This window comes from Allomuricauda sp. TY007, assembly GCF_010468565.1.
GTDB lineage: Bacteria > Bacteroidota > Bacteroidia > Flavobacteriales > Flavobacteriaceae > Flagellimonas.
Window position 1 is genome coordinate 47,249 of record NZ_WUEG01000007.1, and the last position, 16,628, is coordinate 63,876.

Genomic DNA, 16,628 nt, shown 5'->3' on the forward strand with positions numbered 1-16,628 from the left:
TTAAAATACAATCTCGTATGCAATTACATTGATTTTAGCCTAATTGTTTGGAAGCATGACTTTTATCATTATATATTCGAAGAAACAATAAAATAGTCACCGTTTTTTAAAACCTAAAATCAATCAAATGATAGCAATCGTAAAATTTTTCATCGCACTTCTAGTTCAACTCTTAACAATAATATTTATGTAGAGCGAAGGATTTTACTTACTTCAAAATTATGAATCTACCTTGTAAACAGCTTTACCTATATTTGCCCAAAACCAATGCAATTATATGTTTTACAAGATCTTGGCAAAAATCAACAAAGTAGTACTCCCTTCCTACTCTAAAAGGGACTTGGACCTTTCCAAGGCATCTAAATTACAAATGGCCATTATAGGATGGAGATACTATGTTACCAAAAAAGCATTGGATCAAAATTGAAGAAGTGTCTCTTTTTGGTAACCCTTTACTTTTTCAGCCCCATTTAAAAAGGTGAGTTCAATCAAAAAATTGCATTGTACCACTTTCCCCCCTAATTTTTCAACTAATTTACAAACGGCTTGGGCCGTACCTCCAGTAGCCAAAACATCATCATGTACCAATACCCTCTCCCCTTTTTCTATGGCATCCGCATGTATTTCCAACGTTCCAGTACCATATTCCAGATTGTAAGACTGGGAAATCGTCTTATATGGTAGTTTTCCCGACTTACGGACAGTAACAAAACCAGCTCCAAGTCTTTCGGCCAGCATGGGTGCAAAAATAAACCCACGGCTGTCCACCCCAACAACTTTGTCTATTTTCGTGTTGCCCACCAAAGCCAACAGGGCATCCGCGGCCTTTTGGAAAGCACTTGGGTCTTTTAGCAGCGGGGTTATGTCCTTAAAAACAACACCGGGCGTAGGGAAGTCCTCAATATCGCGGATGTAGTGTGTAAAATCCATTATTTTTGTATGCTAGGGTTTTGTGGTAAAGTTAAAAAGAAATATATTTGCAGCCCTTAAATAAGGCCGCGTGGCGCAACTGAATAGCGCATCTGATTACGGCTCAGAAGGTTGCAGGTTTGAATCCTGCCGCGGTCACAAGTTTAAACCCTTTTTTAAGCCTAAGCACTTGATGCTTAGGCTTTTATTTTGAATATTACTGGGGTCGCACTCAAGTTGAAGTTAATTTTTAAATTATTGATTATCAATGAATTATATTTTAAAAAAACTGGTTTTGTCCCACTAACTACCCACTAGCACGAATCGTTTCTTCATAAGATTAATCTTTTCTGACAGGTTTTTCTATCTTTAAAGCACCCCCTTTGGAATTCATTTTTTCCAACACAACTAAATTGTTTAAAGTTTTCATTGATGGAAATAAAGCATACTAATGTTAATATCCCTAAAGAAAAACCTTTTGAGAATTGCAAGCTAAACAGAGCGCCTATTGCTGAAATTATGCATCAGGTAAACTATACTCATAAATACTAAAGCTCGAAGCTTATGTCCTTTTGATATCTTAAATAAGGGAATTAAAAAAATGATTGAATCCAATCCAATTTTATTTACTATTATTTGTGTTTTAAACCTACAGGCCATACTCTTAAGTGGACTGATTCTAGTAAAAAAACCAAGGCGCTTGGCCAACATCTTTTTAGCCTTATTGGTGTTTTTTTATGCGTTGGTTCCTTTGAACATAGTAATGGTAAATGTGTTGAAAGACTACAACCTGCTTTACATCTTCAGGTATATTCAGATGGAAATGCTTTATGGAATTGGGCCGTGTTTGTATTTCTACACCAAATGCATTACCCAACCAAAATTCAAATTCCAAACAAAACATTTCATCCATTATATTCCATTGGCCTTGGAGTTCATCTTTTACAGGACGGCCATCTACAGGATAGGTTCTAACGGTTTGTATCTAGAGGAAATGCCCACTTATTCTTATATCTATTTAGCAGAGCAATGGTTAGGCGTAATTTCAATTTTAACGTATAGTGTTGTGTCATTAATGATGCTGATTAAATACAAAGACCGGCTTAAAGAGTACTACTCCAAAATTGAACACCTTTCGCATAAATGGTTACAAACGCCAATCATTATTTTTGCCGGGTACTTTATTTTCTGGCAAATTTTAACTGAGATAGACCGGTTTATTTTTGACAGAGCATACAGAGGGTATTACTTCCTGCCAAATTTTGTACTACTCTCTACCATAACGTGTTGGCTAGGGTTTAGAGGGTATATTCAAAAAGAAAGGGAAGTGGTGCTTTTAAAACCTGATAAAAAGACATCAATTGATACACATCTTAGGAAAGATGACGAGTTTCTTGCCAAGTTGAAAATATTGATGAACACAAAAAAACCTTACCTCAATCCAGAACTGAATCTTTCCATGTTGGCTAAATTGCTAAACATAAAACCAAAAGAACTTTCCACAAAAATTAATCAGAACTGCCATCAAAATTTTTATGATTTGATCAATTCATATCGGGTTGAAGCGTTTAAACACCGATTGAAATCTCCTGAACGAGATCAATTGTCGCTTTTAGGTCACGCCTATGAATGCGGGTTTAATTCCAAGTCCACATTTAACCATGTTTTTAAGAAATTTACACAAATCACACCAAGTCAATACCTTAAAACCCTCAAAAAAACGTCCGGATAGACGCAGTCGGTCTACAAGACGCTTTCTAATCAATATGTTTGCCGAAAATTAATGAAAATGAATAGATGTTTTTTGAAACTGAAATGTTACAGAAAAATCTTGTTTTGGTGTGTTTTGATTATAAGTCAATCTACGATAGCACAGCAATATTCAAGAGCAGATATTTTATCAGACTTAGCTTATTTAAAAATGTCTTTGGAAGAAACCCATATCAATTTATACGCTTTCATCACAAAAGAGACTTTTGAAAGGAACTATATCGAGATAAAACAAAGCATTCAAAAAGACAGTTTTAGCAGTCTGGAAGCGAAAAAACTATTTCAACGAATCGTTTCTCAGGTAAACAACGGGCATACCCGAATCCCTTTTCCAATCCCTGAATATATCGCCTATGCCCAAAATGGTGGAACATTGTTCCCGCTAGAAGTGGCCATTGAAAATGGCAAAGCAATGGTAAGAAAAAACTGGTCTGAACATACTGATATTGCAGTTGGAGCTGAATTATTAAATATTAACGGACGGCCTATTAAAAAGGTGTTTGAAGATATTTATCCTCAAATTTCTGCCGAACGTTTGTACTTTAAACATGCTCAATTGGAAAACATGACGCTTCCCAGGTTTTACTGGCTGGTTTTCGGAAAGAAGAATAGCTTTGACGTTGAAATTTTAGCAAATGGCAAACGCCGAAAGTATCATCTAAAGTCCATAAGGGCCGTTGAAGATTTTGAAATGAAGAGAGGTGATATTTTAAAACATAACAGAAATTTACAGTTTCTTGAAAAAGCCTCTGCCTATCTAAGGCCAGGTGATTTTGGAGGCGATTTAGAACAATACAAACACTTCATAGACTCCGCTTTTGTTGAAATAAAGCATAACAACTCCAAAAACCTGATTATAGATTTAAAAAACCATTCCGGTGGCGATGACGCCTTTGGTGATTATTTAGTGTCTTATATCGCCGATAAACCTTTTAAATGGGCATCACGGTTTCAATTAAAAACCAGTAAACAACTCAAAGAAAACACAAGAAGGACGAAAGACACCACCCAAGCCTATTGGCAATCGATTTTAGAACATAAAGATGGTGAAATATATAATTATGATTTTAGGTATCAAAAACCTCAACCTAAAGAAAAGCGCTTTACGGGTAAGGTATATGTAATGGTGAATCGACAATCATATTCACAATCTACCGTCACCGCCGCTCAAATCCAGGATTACGGCTGGGGAACCATTGTTGGAGAAGAAACAGGAGAATATCCTAATCTTTATGCCTCCATTTACAATTATCCGCTACCAAAAACAGGAGTCACTGTTGATGTTTCTAAAGGTAAAATTGAACGCATAAATGGGGTGGACAAAGGCACAGGTATTATCCCCGATATTCTAATCAAAGACCACTTGTTGGATGAGAAAGATGAAATTTTAGAGGGGTTATTGAAAAGTATAGAAGATTAAATTATAAATTGGCAATTACCAATGGATACAATCAATCCAGCCACACCCTAATCTACAAGTTAACATCAAGGAGTATAAACTGGATAAATCAAAATGAATAAATTGTTTCCATTTTTACAATCATACACCCTTTTGAATAACTTGTTTTGCATCAAAAATCACAAATGAGAATTTTACCGGTTATCATCGTGTTAATAAGCTTGAGCTGTATTGCAGCCGTCAAAAAAAAGCATGAAGAGCATACGTCTGATACGGTGAAACGGAGTGAAGTAGCTGACGCCTACTTTTCAAAACTGACAGAACTCGGAGACTTCAATGGTGTGGGTGATTCTACAAAAAAAGGCACAGACTTGGGGCTAAAGCAAGCCTTTAATATGCAATCAGATATGATTTTTAGGTTTATGATATATTAAAAAAGCACGGCTTTCACCGTGCTTTTCTCCTGAATCTCTATCAAAAAATTAACTAAACCAAGATAGATTCCTTTAGCCACGATCTTTTAATTGATCGGGACCTTTTACCATATTATCATTGTGGATTTTGACTGCTTCATTGATTTTGGCTATGATTTCGGGGTTTTCTTTGGAAATATCATATTTCTCTGATGGATCCACACTCAAATTAAAGAGTAATGGAGTCTCATGCTCCACAGCATCGGGACCATAAGGATCCTGTGTAATGTAATGTGCCTTATAATCGCCTACCCTAGCAGCGTAGAGTTTGTCTCCACGGTAGTAGAACATATCATTCCTAGAACTCTTCTGTCCTTCAAACAATACGGGGGCTAAATCCACTCCATCCATAACCCTGTCCGTTGGTATTGGTACGTTGACCATGTTGCTGAAAGTGGTAAACAAATCCATGGTAGTTCCCAAATCGGTAACTATACCGGGCTTTATTCTACCCGGTGCCCAAAAAATACAGGGCTCGCGCATTCCACCTTCCCAAGTAGATCCTTTGCCATTTCTTAACAAGCCCGCACTTCCTCCTTCTTCATTCATAATCAACCAAGGACCATTATCGGATGTAAACACCACAATGGTATTCTCTGCAAGGCCGTTTTGTTTCAAGGCATCAAGTACTTGGCCAACACTATGGTCTATCTCTTCTACCACATCACCGTATAAACCCCTTGGGCTGGTGCCTTCAAATTCTTTTGAAGCAAACAGGGGTACATGGGGGAGGTTATGTGCCAAATACAAGAAGAAAGGTTCATCTTTTTTCTCGTTGATAAATTTTACAGCCTCTTCGGTATACCGCTTGGTAATGGTATGCTGATCTGCTGGACGTTCAACGATTTCCGTATCCCTCATTAAAGGAACATTGAACGTATTGATATCCTTTCGTTCTTCGGATTTCCAAAATTCAAAATACCCCCCCATTGACTTAAAGGGAACCACATTGTCCATATCGTTGCTGTAGGGGATTCCAAAATAGGAATCAAAACCATGACTGGTAGGAAGATACTCTTCTTTGTGTCCCAAGTGCCATTTCCCTATTGCTGCTGTTGCATAGCCTGCCTCTTTCATTTGCTCCGCTATGGTAACTTCTTTTTGTGGTAAACCATTGTGCGAATCGGGGAAAAGTACACGAACTTCGCTACTGGCCATACCGCTTCTCACGGGTAGCCTTCCCGTCATTAAAGCAGCACGACTGGGCGTACAAACACTGGCTCCCACATAAAAGTTGGTCCATTTTTGGCCTTCATGGGCCATTTGGTCCAAATGCGGGGTTCTAATGGTCGGATGTCCGTAAGAACTTAAGTCGCCATAGCCCAAATCATCAGCAAAAATGATGACAAAATTTGGTTTATCCCTTAATGCAACTTCGGTGTCTTCCGTTTGCCCCCCTTGATTTCCCTGACAGGAACAAACTGTGGTTACCACAAGAAATCCTGCGGTAACCCAGAGTATTTTGTTAATCTTTTTAAAATTGAACATATTGATTCTTTGGTTTTATGAATTAATAACCTGGGTTTTGTTCCAAGTTGGGATTCGCATCCAACTCCACTTGGGGAATAGGGAACAATACATGATAATCCTGCGCATTTTTTCCGCGAGCCTGGGCCCTGGAAATAAACACACCGTGTCTTATCTGATCTTCTCGAGCTTTCTCCTCCCAATAAAACTCCCACTCTCTTTCCTGTAAAATAGCATCACGAAGAGATTCTTTGGTAAACCCTGCCAAAGTATATGGCGTAGCTTCCGCTCTTTCCCTAACATCATTTATAAGGTCAATAATCTCTTGGGTCGGGCCTGAGATTTCGTTCAAAGCCTCGGCTCTACTCAATAAAATATCTGCATAACGAATTACTGGCAGGTCATTTCCTGCCCATGCACCTACTGAATTGGGTTCAAAAGGCAGTTTATATGGGAAGGACTGATCGTTTCCAAGTCCTGTGACCAATTCGCCCGTATTGGTGCTTGTCCATTCGGTAATAATTTGATTTTGACGGGTATCGGTTTCTTCAAAGGAATTTACAAAATCATCAAAAAGGTAGGTACGTGCCGCAAATACAGAGTTGTTAGAGAATGGCATCGGAAAATCAGGTGGAAAAGTCAATGCGTTGAGCCCTTGCCCCGTATCCGTCAATGTAGCTCCATCCTTGGGAAGCACCCAAATCAACTCTTGGTTACCTTCGTTATCGTAAGCAAAAATGTCTCCATAATCTCCAAGCAAATCATATTTCTGCAAATCAATTACGTCTTGAGCGGCATCAGCAGCTTTCTGCCATTGCTTTGTATTCAGGTAAAATTTACAAAGTACTGCCAAAGCTGTCCCTTTTGAAGCTCTTCCAAATTGTGGTTCATCCTTGGGCAAACCATTTGCCGCTAAAGTTAACTCCTGCTCAATAAGTGTACGGGTCTCTTCGGCTGTTGCCCTTGGTTGTAACAGCTCATCTTCAGACGATGTATACAATGGGACTCCTCCAAACCAATTATAAAGGGCTGCATAATTCCATCCTCTTAAAAAATGAGCCTCTGCCTTGGTCAATTGTTTAAAATCTTCCGAAAGGTTTTCATTGTCCAAATTGTCCAAAACAAGATTGGCATCACGGATACTGTTGTAATGTACCTGCCATACCGACAAAAAATGAGCATGGTTGGAGTCCCAGGTAAAATCCATTTCGGCTACCCAAAGATTTTCGATAGAGCCTCCTACCCCCCATGTTTCGCCAGCGGTCATGCTGCTCATATGATAGGGAGCCCACGATGATACCGCGCCTACCCTATGTCCATAGGTGTAAGCTGAATTTAATAAAAAGGACAGCCCTTTTTCATTGTTCAGGAGGTTGGATGGTGACAGTTCGGAAAAAACTTCTTCATCCAGCTTATCTTCACAAGCTGTAAAAACGGTTGCCATTAAGGCAATTATAACTATTCTATATAATTTCATTTCTTTATGTTTTGAGTCTTAAAAATTAGCTGTCAGTCCCAAAAGGAAAGTACGGGCCAAAGGGTAGCTACTATAGTCCGCCCTAACATTGCTTCTTCCGAAGGAGTTGGCCTCTGGGTCAAAACCAACATAGTTGGTTATGGTAAACAGGTTTTGCCCTGTTACATAGACACGCAGTGCATTCAAAAAGTCCAAGTTCCTTACCGGAACATTATAGCTCAGCATCACATTTTTCAACCTAAAATAGGACGCATCTTGCACGGTAAGGGAATTCACCTTGCTTCCACCATAGGCATTAGGGTTAACGGATGATGGCCATTTGGTATTTGTATTCTGAGGTGTCCAACGATCCAAAATTTGCTCTGCGATCCTGTTTCTCCTAAAGTTTGCCGGATACAAGGATTCTATCAAGTTAACATTGATTAGGTCAGCCCCTTCCTGGCCTTGGAAAAAGAAATCCAATTGAAAATCTTTCCAAGAAATGGAGTTTTGGATACCGTAGGTGAAATCAGGGAACGGGTTTCCGATAATCGTCTGATCCAATGGAGTAATCGCTCCATCTTCGTTACGGTCTTCAAAAATTGGAAAGCCAGGTTGTGCGGTTGGCTGTGCCGAACCAGCAATATCATCCCCTTCTTGGAATATTCCAGTGACCACATATCCGTAGTAAGAAGCCAATGACTCCCCTTCTTTGATGACAGCTGTATTTCCAACGGATTGGATACTTCCTGTAACAATACTTTCAATACGTCCCAAATCAACCACTTCATTTTTAATGGCCGAAAAGTTCAAGGATGTTTTCCATGAAAAATTATCGGTAGAAATATTGGTAGAGTTGAACAAAAATTCAAAACCACTATTCCTCACTTCTCCTACATTGGTAAGAATAGAAGGATATCCTGATGCCACGGGCAATGGTAGGTTGAACAGAAGATCCTTGGAACTTTTTACAAAATAATCCAAAGTAGTGCTAAAACGACCTTGGTGTATAGAAGCATCAAGACCAATGTTAAACTGCTCCGTAGTCTCCCATTTTAAATCAGGGTTGGCTATTCGCTGAGGAATTACAGAACTTTGCAAAGCCCCGTCCAATACAACATTTGGCCCTGTACCAAAGGTTAGTTGCGAAGCATAGTTTCCAATTTCCTGGTTTCCTGTCTGTCCCCAACTTGCACGTAATTTCAATTGATTGAAGGCTTCGGGAACAAAGTCTTCCTCTTCCAACTTCCAACCAAAGGCAAAGGAAGGAAAGTATCCCCATTTATTATTCGTCCCAAATCGAGAGGAACCGTCCGCACGTAGGGAAGCGGTAAGCAAAAACTTATCAAAAAGCGTATAGTTGACACGTCCTAAATAGGAAAGCAAGGTATTCTCTTCCTTACCACTTTCCAGATCATCATTATTGGTATTACCCAAGCCTAAATTGTTGGTGAGCAGATCATCGGTAGGAAAACCACTAATATTTCCCGAGAAGAAGCGAGTACTGAATTTTTGATAGGTAGTACCCCCTAGAATAGTAAGGATATGGTTTTCATTAAACTCTTTGTTATACGTCATGGTATATTCAAAAAGATAATTGGATCTTTCAAGTACATTGATGTTGGCTATACCTCCTGCAGCAGCACCGTATATAGTGTTTGAATTATTATATATATCTCTTCTAGACGTTTGCCTATCTGTACCAAAATTAAATTTCCCTGATAAGTCATCTGTAAAATTATAGTTTAGAAATGCACTTCCAAAGGTCCGGTTGGTCTCATTTTTACTAGATATGGCATTGAGCACGGTAACAGGATTGTTCACTGTTAGGTTTGCCGATTGGGCAAAACTACCATCGTCATTGTATATAGGTTCTGTAGGGTCATATAATAAGGATGCATATATGGGGCCGGCATTTTCATTGGTCTGGATACCATCTACATTATTGTTATCCTTCACCAAGCTCGTATTGAAATTTAATCCAACTTGGGCTTTCTCACCTATTTTGGTGTCAATATTAATTCTTCCGGTATATCGCTTGATTCCCGAGTTTTGTACTACCCCTTCTTGATCAAAGTAATTTAAAGAAGCATAAAAAGATGTTTTCTCCGACCCGCCACTTAGGGATAGGTTATGACTGCTAATAGGAGCCGAACGGAACACTTGGTCCTGCCAATCGGTACCATTGCCAATGGCAGCTATCTCCTCTGAAGAGAACACGGGAGGGTTCCCTTGGTCGGCAGAAAGGGAATTAATAGCATCAATATATTGGGATGTACTCAAAAGGTCGATTTTCTTGGCCACAGTCTGAAGACCTGCATAGGCGTCATAGGTAATATTGACCTTTCCTTGACTACCTTTTTTAGTAGTTATCAATATAACCCCATTGGCTCCCCTTGATCCATATATAGCCGTAGCTGAGGCATCCTTTAATATTTCAATGGATTGGATATCGGCTGGGTTTAACGAGTTCAGGGGGTTTCGTGGACTTTGATTATCCCCTACCTGTGCAGCACCGCCCCCACTCAAGTTTGGGCTATTATCTATTGGAAAACCATCAATCACATATAAAGGCTCATTACTGGCATTCAAGGAACTCGACCCTCGAATTCGAATGGCCAAGCCCCCACCGGGCGCGGAACTTGCCTGGGTTATTTGCACCCCAGCAGCTCTACCCTGCATCATTTGATCCACAGATGCATTGGCTCCCGGGTTCATATCATCCTGGCCCAAGGAAGTCACCGAACCGGTCAAATCGCTTTTCTTTTGGGTACCATATCCCACTACCACAATTTCATCCAATGCAGCTGCACTTTCTTCCAAAATAACATTAACGGTGGTTTGGCCCGCAACATTGATTTCTTTGGAGCCAAATCCAATGTAGGAGATGACCAGCACAGCATTTTCATCAGACAATTCTATAGAAAAATTTCCGTCAAAATCGGTCTGCACACCATTGGTGGTTCCCTTTTCCAGCACACTGGCTCCTGGTAATGGCATACCACCTTTATCGGTAACCGTTCCCGATACCGAAGCCTGGATTACTGGAGTATTTATTTTTGAAGGGATTGGGGTTGGTTTTTTAAATATGATCACTTGACGATCCTGTACTTTAAACCCTAAATTGAAACGTTCCAATACGGGCTCCAAAATCATTTGAAGTGTCGCATCCTTTTTGTTTACGGTTATTCGGTCACTGGCAGGAAGGGTGCCATCTTTATAAAAAAATATGTATTCGCTGTTCTTTTGGATCTCATCCAATAAGGTTTCCACTTTTACCTCATATAAGTCGAGGGTCATTTTGGATTGGGCATTGGTTTCCTTCGCAAAAAGCGTTGTCAATCCAACAGCTAAGAAAAGTGCAAAAGATTTCATTAGGTCTAAAATGATGTGTCTGGTCACATTTATGCCCAAAAAATGCGCACATCTAGTGTGATAATTCATAATTTTGTCGTTCAGTTAATAGTTTTGTCGTTAATCTTATGCGATAAAACGCATTATAGGCCAAGGGGTGTTGGCGCATCCTTTGGCTTTTTTTATTCTTCTTTTTCAATTTTTCATTGGCAGTAGTTGTTTTTGTTGGTTATTATTTGAGCAATATGCTTTCTTGGTTTTCTACAATTTGAAAATCTGTGGTTTCTTTTATTGTCCTGAGTACCCGAACCATATCTTCGGATAGATCCAAACGACCGGAAAAAGTTTGATACGCCAGTTCATTATTTCCAAAAAAGATGGGTTTGTTATAATATCTGGACAAGCGGGAAGCTATTTCCCCCAAACTACTGTTGTCCAGGGTCAAGAATCCATCCCGCCAAGAGAAATAATCGTCGGGGTCAACCTCCTGGGTACTGATTTTTTTGGATTTTTTGTTAAAGCTGGAAAGTGTTCCCGGCTTCATCAAAAAACCTTTGTCTTCATTTTCATAAGTAATTCTTATACTACCGGATTTAAGCACAGTCTGCATTACTTCATCTTCGGAGTAATGGGATACGTTGAACACGGTGCCCAACACCTCTATACTTTGCTTGCTGGATTTTACCCTAAAAGGTTTATTCTTATTATGGGCCACTTCAAAAATGGCCTCACCTTCCAAATAGACCTCCCTGGACTTTTTTGAAAATGCAGCAGGAAAAACAAGCTTGGATCCTGAATTGATCCATACTTTGGTGCCATCGGAAAGTTTGATGAAACTTCTTTTTCCATAGGGAACCATAACGGTATTAAAAGTGGGCTTGTCAGTATTTCCTATCTGTTGCTCTATACTTTTTCCGTTCCCCATGCTTACATTGGAACCTGTTTTCGAGTATTCCACATGTCCCTCTTCCTCGTCCAGAGCTACTTGGTTCCCCTCACCTAAAATTACAGTGACCTTGTCCGGATTTTGAGGAGCGGTCTTGGGCATATCCCTTACAAACTGGTCTATCGTGGGTTCGGCAGCGGACTCATTCAAAAAATAACCCAATGTTAAAACAATCGGCAATAAAGCCGCTGCTGCCCAATAAAATTGACGCCTTTTTCGACGTATACGGAGTTCTTCCTCCTTTTTGGCAGATGTGAGTAATCTATTTCGTAAATCGGCCTTTCTTTCTTTTGACCAACCTTTTTTTGGAGTATGATCCATAAGTTTTTACATATTCGAGGGCATAATTGTACACCCTTCCATATATAAGAGGAAGAAATGTGGGGAGTATAGACAAATAAAAATGATTTTTTTTAAAAAAGAAGTAATTGCACCTTTTTGCGAAGTATTTTTAAGCTACGGTACAACAAGGTTCTGGCAGAAGCCTTGGAAACTTCCATATGCTCTGCAATCTCACCATAGGATTTATTCTCAACAAACCGGAGGTGTAGGATGCTCTGTTGGTGGTTAGTGAGAGAATCCATAGCAGTTTTAAGGGATTGCTTTACATATTCAACCTGTTCTGCATCTATCCATTTATTCTCCGAAGAAGTCTCGATGTAGTTTGAATCGCTCTTCAACAATCGTTTGAAACTATCTTCTTCGATCAACAATTCCTTGGATTTATTTTTTTTGAATAACCTCCGCTTTAAAGAAGTGGACAGGTAAGCCTTAAGGTTTTGGATTTGCAATGCCTTGTGCCTCGCTTTGAACAAATCCAAAAAAAGGTCATGTACCTGATCTTCCACCCAGGATACATCTGAGACATAATGCAACCCAAACTCCATCAAATGATCTACATGCATATCGTACAAACATCCAAGCGCCTCGATATCCCCACGGTGCAAACGTTCCAACAGCTTTTGTTGGAAATCCAATGCATCACCCTTTTGATTAGTTGAAAGAGGCATTCTTTGAGTTTGTTTAGTTAGTTGAAGTAACTTGTATCTGTTGAAAAATTTACAATTGTCAAATTCACAATTATAAACTTATATTTTAACAAGTTTGGATTCAAATATATAAATTTTTTAAACAAATGATAATTTAAGTGTAATATAGAAACATATTAGAATCTTACTTTTCTTCGTTTTTTCAAGGTACACTCCCCGTTTTAAAGAAAAATCCGGATGCCTTGTCTATATCTTGCCCTGGAGTTGCTCTATAAAATATAGGAACCCTATAAAACTCCTACAGATGAACTCCATTTTATCCATGAAGCATATTTTGACCAAAACCAAATCATTCGTATTGTTCTTAATGTTCTTCGTTCCATTCTCTTTTGTTCTATCCCAAAATCAACCCAATATTGTATGGGTGGTTTGCGAGGATATTTCTCCCTACATCGGAGCTTATGGAGATGCTACGGTAAACACTCCTAACATTGATGCCTTGGCACAAGAAGGGGTTCGTTTTACCCGTGTGTATACCACTGCCGGTGTTTGTGCGCCAAGTAGGTCCTCGATCATCACTGGGATGAACCAAATTTCTATTGGGACTTCCCATATGAGAACAAAGAACAGACCTAGCTTAATGCCCGAGGGAGTTCCTAGTTATTCGGCCGTATTGCCCAAAAATGTGAAGGCATTTCCAGAATATTTAAGAAAAGTGGGGTACTATACCACCAATAATGCCAAGGAAGACTATCAATTTGAAGAGCCGGTAACGGTATGGGACGAAAGCAGTGTGGCGGCCTCATATCAAAACAGGGCTTCTGGACAACCCTTTTTCAGTGTCTTTAATTTTGCCATTTCCCACGAGTCCCAAATCATTTCCCCACCAGATTCTTTATACCATCAACCTGATGACATGGTTTTGCCCCTGTATTACGAGAACACGGCACAAATGCGACACGATAAAGCTGCTTTATACACTAGAATTGAGCAAATGGACAGTGATGTTGGCGAGCTCATTACACAATTGAAAGAAGATGGCGTATATGATAACAGTTATGTCATTTTTTATAGTGATCATGGCGGCAACCTACCCTGGATGAAACGTGAGGTTTTAGAGCGAGGCCTGCATATTCCTTTCATAGTCAAATACCCAAAAGGAACCAATGCGGGCACAGTGAACAATGACCTAATCAGTTCTATTGATTTTGCTCCAAGCATGCTTTCCATTGCAGGGGCAGAAATACCCGATTATTTACAGGGAAAGGCCTTTTTGGGACCTAAGAAGAGTCAAGAAAAAAATCAATATGTGTTTGCAGGCAGAGATAGAATGGCCAATAAATATGATCGGGTTCGCTCTGTTAGCGACGGCACATTTAGATACGTTTACAATTTTGTCCCCGAAGTATCAAAGTATCAAGATTTGGCTTATAGAAAACAAATGGCCAGTATGAAGGAAATCATAGAAATGAGGGATGCCGGCACCATTACGAATCCCTTTTTAATGGACTGGTTTAAAACCCCCAAGCCCCAAGAAGAATTGTATTATACAGCCAAAGACCCGGATGAAGTCCATAATTTGGCAGATGAACCATCGTATCAGAAAAAGAAAGAAGAATTAAAACGAGCACTGTTTCAATGGTTGGAAGATGTAGGGGATATGGGTGAAATTCCCGAAAAGGAAATGGTATTGGACATTTGGTGGCAAGGAAAGGGTGAGGCTCCCAAAACCAGTAAACCTATTATTGACAAAAGCGCTGATGGTATATCCATTTCTTGTGATACCGAAGGTGCGTCAATTGGCTATCGTATTTTTGAAGGGCCAATCAGTGATAGTACAATCGCCCGAAAAGTAAAAACATGGGATTTCTATTACTTAATGCCTCAAAATGACAAAACAACAGTTACTGTTCCCAAACCATGGTCGGTTTATAAAGGAGGTATAATTCCCCTTAAAAAGGGGCAAACCATACAGATAAATGCACACCGTATTGGATATACACCCACTGAAACAACCTTTAAATTCAATTAAATTACAGTGTAAAAAGAAAAAAGCACACAAAGAACAAACCATAAAACAACCTGAACCCCAATAGCTTTTTATTAACTTTAGCAATTAAGGGATTTTGCACACATCGTTTATATTTAAGAACCAATGATACATCAACTAAGCAAACCAATTACCAACCTACTGTACATCTTTCTTGGATCCCTTTTATTGGTTTCCTGTAAGAGTAATTCAAAAAAGGATGAAACTCAAAAAGAAGAAAGTAAAAAAAGACCCAATATTGTTTTTATAATAAGCGATGACCATGCTTATCAAGCCATAAGTGCTTATGGCGGACGATTGGCTGAAGTTGCTCCAACGCCAAATATTGATAGAATCGCCAAGGAAGGAATGCTATTTGACAATTGCTTGGTCACAAACTCCATCTGTGGGCCATCAAGAGCAACCATCCTCACAGGAAAGTACAGTCATCAAAACGGATTTATTGACAATACCATTGGTACCAAATTCGATTTTAGCCAACAGACATTTGGAGAACTCCTCCAACAAGCTGGATACAAGACAGGGGTTTTGGGAAAACTGCACTTGGGAGATACCCCGTCCAAAGGCTTTGATTATGTGGATATCCTACCTGGACAAGGCTCCTATTACAACCCTACCTTCATCAACGAGGAAGGACAGTATCAATTGGAGGGCTATACCACTGAAATTATTACCGACAAGGCCATTAAATGGATGGATTCCGTTAAGTCCCAAAAGCAACCTTTTATGCTGTTTCTTGGACATAAATCCCCACACAGGCCTTGGCAGCCCGGCCCCAATGAATTGGGCATGTACGAAAATGTTGAGATTCCCGAACCTGAAACCTTGTTTGATGACTATTCAGGAAACAGGGAGGTAGCTTCCTTAAACTATATGTCCATTTCCGAAGCAATGAAAATGGAACAAGATCTCAAAATAACGGACCAGCCTCAAAATGGTTTTACCGCGGAACAACAAAAAATGTGGGACTCCATCTATGGCCCGATCAATGAAAAATTCAAAAAGGACAATCCTCAAGGCGACGATCTCACCCGATTCAAATACCAACGCTATATGCGGGATTACCTAGCCAGTGTGGCCGGGGTAGACAAAAGTGTAGGCCACGTCTTGGACTATTTAAAAGATGCTGGGCTAGATGAGAATACCATAGTCATCTACACCTCCGACCAAGGCTTTTATTTAGGGGAACACGGTTGGTTCGATAAACGGTGGATGTACAAAGAATCCTTGCGCACCCCTTTATTGGTAAAATGGCCCGGAACCGTTAAGCCCGGAACGGTCAATACCGATTTGGTTTCCAATCTCGACTTCGCCGAAACCTTTCTGGATATTGCAAAAACCAAAATTCAGGAAGATATGCAAGGAAAAAGCATAGTGCCCGTATTGGAAGGAAATACACCATCCGATTGGCGAAAGGCTCATTATTACCATTATTACGAGCATCCTTCGGAACACGATGTAAGACGTCATTATGGAATTACCACCGATAGGTATAAATTGATTCACTTCTATTACGATATGGATGTGTGGGAATTGTATGATTTGCAGAAGGACCCCAATGAACTGAGCAACATTTACGGAAATCCCGAATATGCAGAGGTTCAGGACAAACTACACAAACAACTGGAGGAGCTCAGGATAAAATATGAAGACAATGATTCCTTAAACCAACAATTTATAGAGGAATACAATGAAAAAGTGAAGAAAAACCCTTTGATCGAGTATTGGAAGCTTTCACCCGAAGAGATGAAAAAATTGTATCAGGAGTATTTAAAAAACAGGGAGTAAAGCTTGAACATCTCACGAACCATTGCA

At 39.6% G+C, this 16,628-nt stretch carries 12 protein-coding genes and 1 tRNA gene; 7 read left to right on the top strand and 6 right to left on the bottom strand.

Translation table 11 applies throughout. The features are described 5' to 3' along the window. Nucleotides 1–277: 277 nt before the first annotated feature. Nucleotides 278–427, top strand: coding sequence for an SsrA-binding protein (locus tag GO009_RS09210; RefSeq protein WP_163625922.1), 150 nt, complete (start codon nucleotides 278–280; stop codon nucleotides 425–427). On the opposite strand, the gene GO009_RS09215 is transcribed toward GO009_RS09210, so the two are convergent. Further along, nucleotides 418–930, bottom strand: a complete 513-nt coding sequence (locus GO009_RS09215) for an adenine phosphoribosyltransferase (RefSeq protein ID WP_163625923.1) — start codon at nucleotides 928–930, stop codon at nucleotides 418–420. The two genes, GO009_RS09210 and GO009_RS09215, sit on opposite strands and share 10 nt — an antisense overlap. Before the next feature lie 64 nt (nucleotides 931–994). Between GO009_RS09215 and GO009_RS09220 the strand changes: the two genes are divergently transcribed. The 4 genes from GO009_RS09220 to GO009_RS09235 all read left to right on the top strand — a co-directional run bounded on the left by GO009_RS09220 (nucleotide 995) and on the right by GO009_RS09235 (nucleotide 4,512). Continuing rightward, nucleotides 995–1,068, top strand: a tRNA-Arg gene (locus GO009_RS09220). A 442-nt stretch (nucleotides 1,069–1,510) separates the two neighbouring features. After that, entirely contained in the window at nucleotides 1,511–2,641 is a 1,131-nt protein-coding gene (locus tag GO009_RS09225) for an AraC family transcriptional regulator (RefSeq protein WP_163625924.1), read from the top strand. A gap of 72 nt (nucleotides 2,642–2,713) precedes the next feature. Continuing rightward, entirely contained in the window at nucleotides 2,714–4,099 is a 1,386-nt protein-coding gene (locus GO009_RS09230) for a S41 family peptidase (RefSeq protein WP_163625925.1), read from the top strand. 164 nt (nucleotides 4,100–4,263) lie between these two features. Then, nucleotides 4,264–4,512, top strand: coding sequence for a hypothetical protein (locus GO009_RS09235; RefSeq protein ID WP_163625926.1), 249 nt, complete (start codon nucleotides 4,264–4,266; stop codon nucleotides 4,510–4,512). A 72-nt stretch (nucleotides 4,513–4,584) separates the two neighbouring features. On the opposite strand, the gene GO009_RS09240 is transcribed toward GO009_RS09235, so the two are convergent. From GO009_RS09240 to GO009_RS09260, 5 genes are all read right to left on the bottom strand, one after another. Further along, nucleotides 4,585–6,039: a sulfatase gene (locus tag GO009_RS09240; RefSeq protein WP_163625927.1), complete on the bottom strand. Its 1,455-nt coding sequence runs from the start codon at nucleotides 6,037–6,039 to the stop codon at nucleotides 4,585–4,587. Nucleotides 6,040–6,061: 22 nt separating this feature from the next. Next, the gene (locus GO009_RS09245; RefSeq protein ID WP_163625928.1) at nucleotides 6,062–7,495 is read right to left on the bottom strand and encodes a RagB/SusD family nutrient uptake outer membrane protein; all 1,434 of its coding nucleotides are present in this window, start codon (nucleotides 7,493–7,495) and stop codon (nucleotides 6,062–6,064) included. A gap of 18 nt (nucleotides 7,496–7,513) precedes the next feature. Further along, on the bottom strand, nucleotides 7,514–10,918 hold the full coding sequence (locus GO009_RS09250) for a TonB-dependent receptor (RefSeq protein ID WP_163625929.1): 3,405 nt from the start codon (nucleotides 10,916–10,918) through the stop codon (nucleotides 7,514–7,516). Nucleotides 10,919–11,060: 142 nt separating this feature from the next. After that, nucleotides 11,061–12,095 (bottom strand): FecR family protein, encoded by a 1,035-nt coding sequence (locus GO009_RS09255; protein ID WP_163625930.1) that lies wholly within the window; start codon nucleotides 12,093–12,095, stop codon nucleotides 11,061–11,063. Nucleotides 12,096–12,187: 92 nt separating this feature from the next. Further along, nucleotides 12,188–12,784 carry an RNA polymerase sigma factor gene (locus tag GO009_RS09260; RefSeq protein ID WP_163625931.1) on the bottom strand — a complete coding sequence of 199 codons (597 nt, stop codon included), beginning with the start codon at nucleotides 12,782–12,784 and terminating at the stop codon, nucleotides 12,188–12,190. A gap of 283 nt (nucleotides 12,785–13,067) precedes the next feature. Here GO009_RS09260 and GO009_RS09265 point away from each other — a divergent pair, with 283 nt between their 5' ends. After that, entirely contained in the window at nucleotides 13,068–14,795 is a 1,728-nt protein-coding gene (locus GO009_RS09265; protein WP_163625932.1) for a sulfatase, read from the top strand. A 123-nt stretch (nucleotides 14,796–14,918) separates the two neighbouring features. Then, on the top strand, nucleotides 14,919–16,601 hold the full coding sequence (locus tag GO009_RS09270; RefSeq protein WP_163625933.1) for a sulfatase: 1,683 nt from the start codon (nucleotides 14,919–14,921) through the stop codon (nucleotides 16,599–16,601). Nucleotides 16,602–16,628: the final 27 nt, after the last annotated feature.

Excerpts from the sequence above, each read along its gene's own strand:
- GO009_RS09210 (WP_163625922.1), top strand. The coding sequence starts at position 278 with ATGTTTTACAAGATCTTGGCAAAAATCAACAAAGTAGTACTCCCTTCC.
- GO009_RS09215 (WP_163625923.1), bottom strand. The coding sequence starts at position 930 with ATGGATTTTACACACTACATCCGCGATATTGAGGACTTCCCTACGCCC.
- GO009_RS09225 (WP_163625924.1), top strand. The coding sequence starts at position 1,511 with ATGATTGAATCCAATCCAATTTTATTTACTATTATTTGTGTTTTAAAC.
- GO009_RS09235 (WP_163625926.1), top strand. The coding sequence starts at position 4,264 with ATGAGAATTTTACCGGTTATCATCGTGTTAATAAGCTTGAGCTGTATT.
- GO009_RS09240 (WP_163625927.1), bottom strand. The coding sequence starts at position 6,039 with ATGTTCAATTTTAAAAAGATTAACAAAATACTCTGGGTTACCGCAGGA.
- GO009_RS09245 (WP_163625928.1), bottom strand. The coding sequence starts at position 7,495 with ATGAAATTATATAGAATAGTTATAATTGCCTTAATGGCAACCGTTTTT.
- GO009_RS09250 (WP_163625929.1), bottom strand. The coding sequence starts at position 10,918 with ATGAATTATCACACTAGATGTGCGCATTTTTTGGGCATAAATGTGACC.
- GO009_RS09255 (WP_163625930.1), bottom strand. The coding sequence starts at position 12,095 with ATGGATCATACTCCAAAAAAAGGTTGGTCAAAAGAAAGAAAGGCCGAT.
- GO009_RS09260 (WP_163625931.1), bottom strand. The coding sequence starts at position 12,784 with ATGCCTCTTTCAACTAATCAAAAGGGTGATGCATTGGATTTCCAACAA.
- GO009_RS09265 (WP_163625932.1), top strand. The coding sequence starts at position 13,068 with ATGAACTCCATTTTATCCATGAAGCATATTTTGACCAAAACCAAATCA.
- GO009_RS09270 (WP_163625933.1), top strand. The coding sequence starts at position 14,919 with ATGATACATCAACTAAGCAAACCAATTACCAACCTACTGTACATCTTT.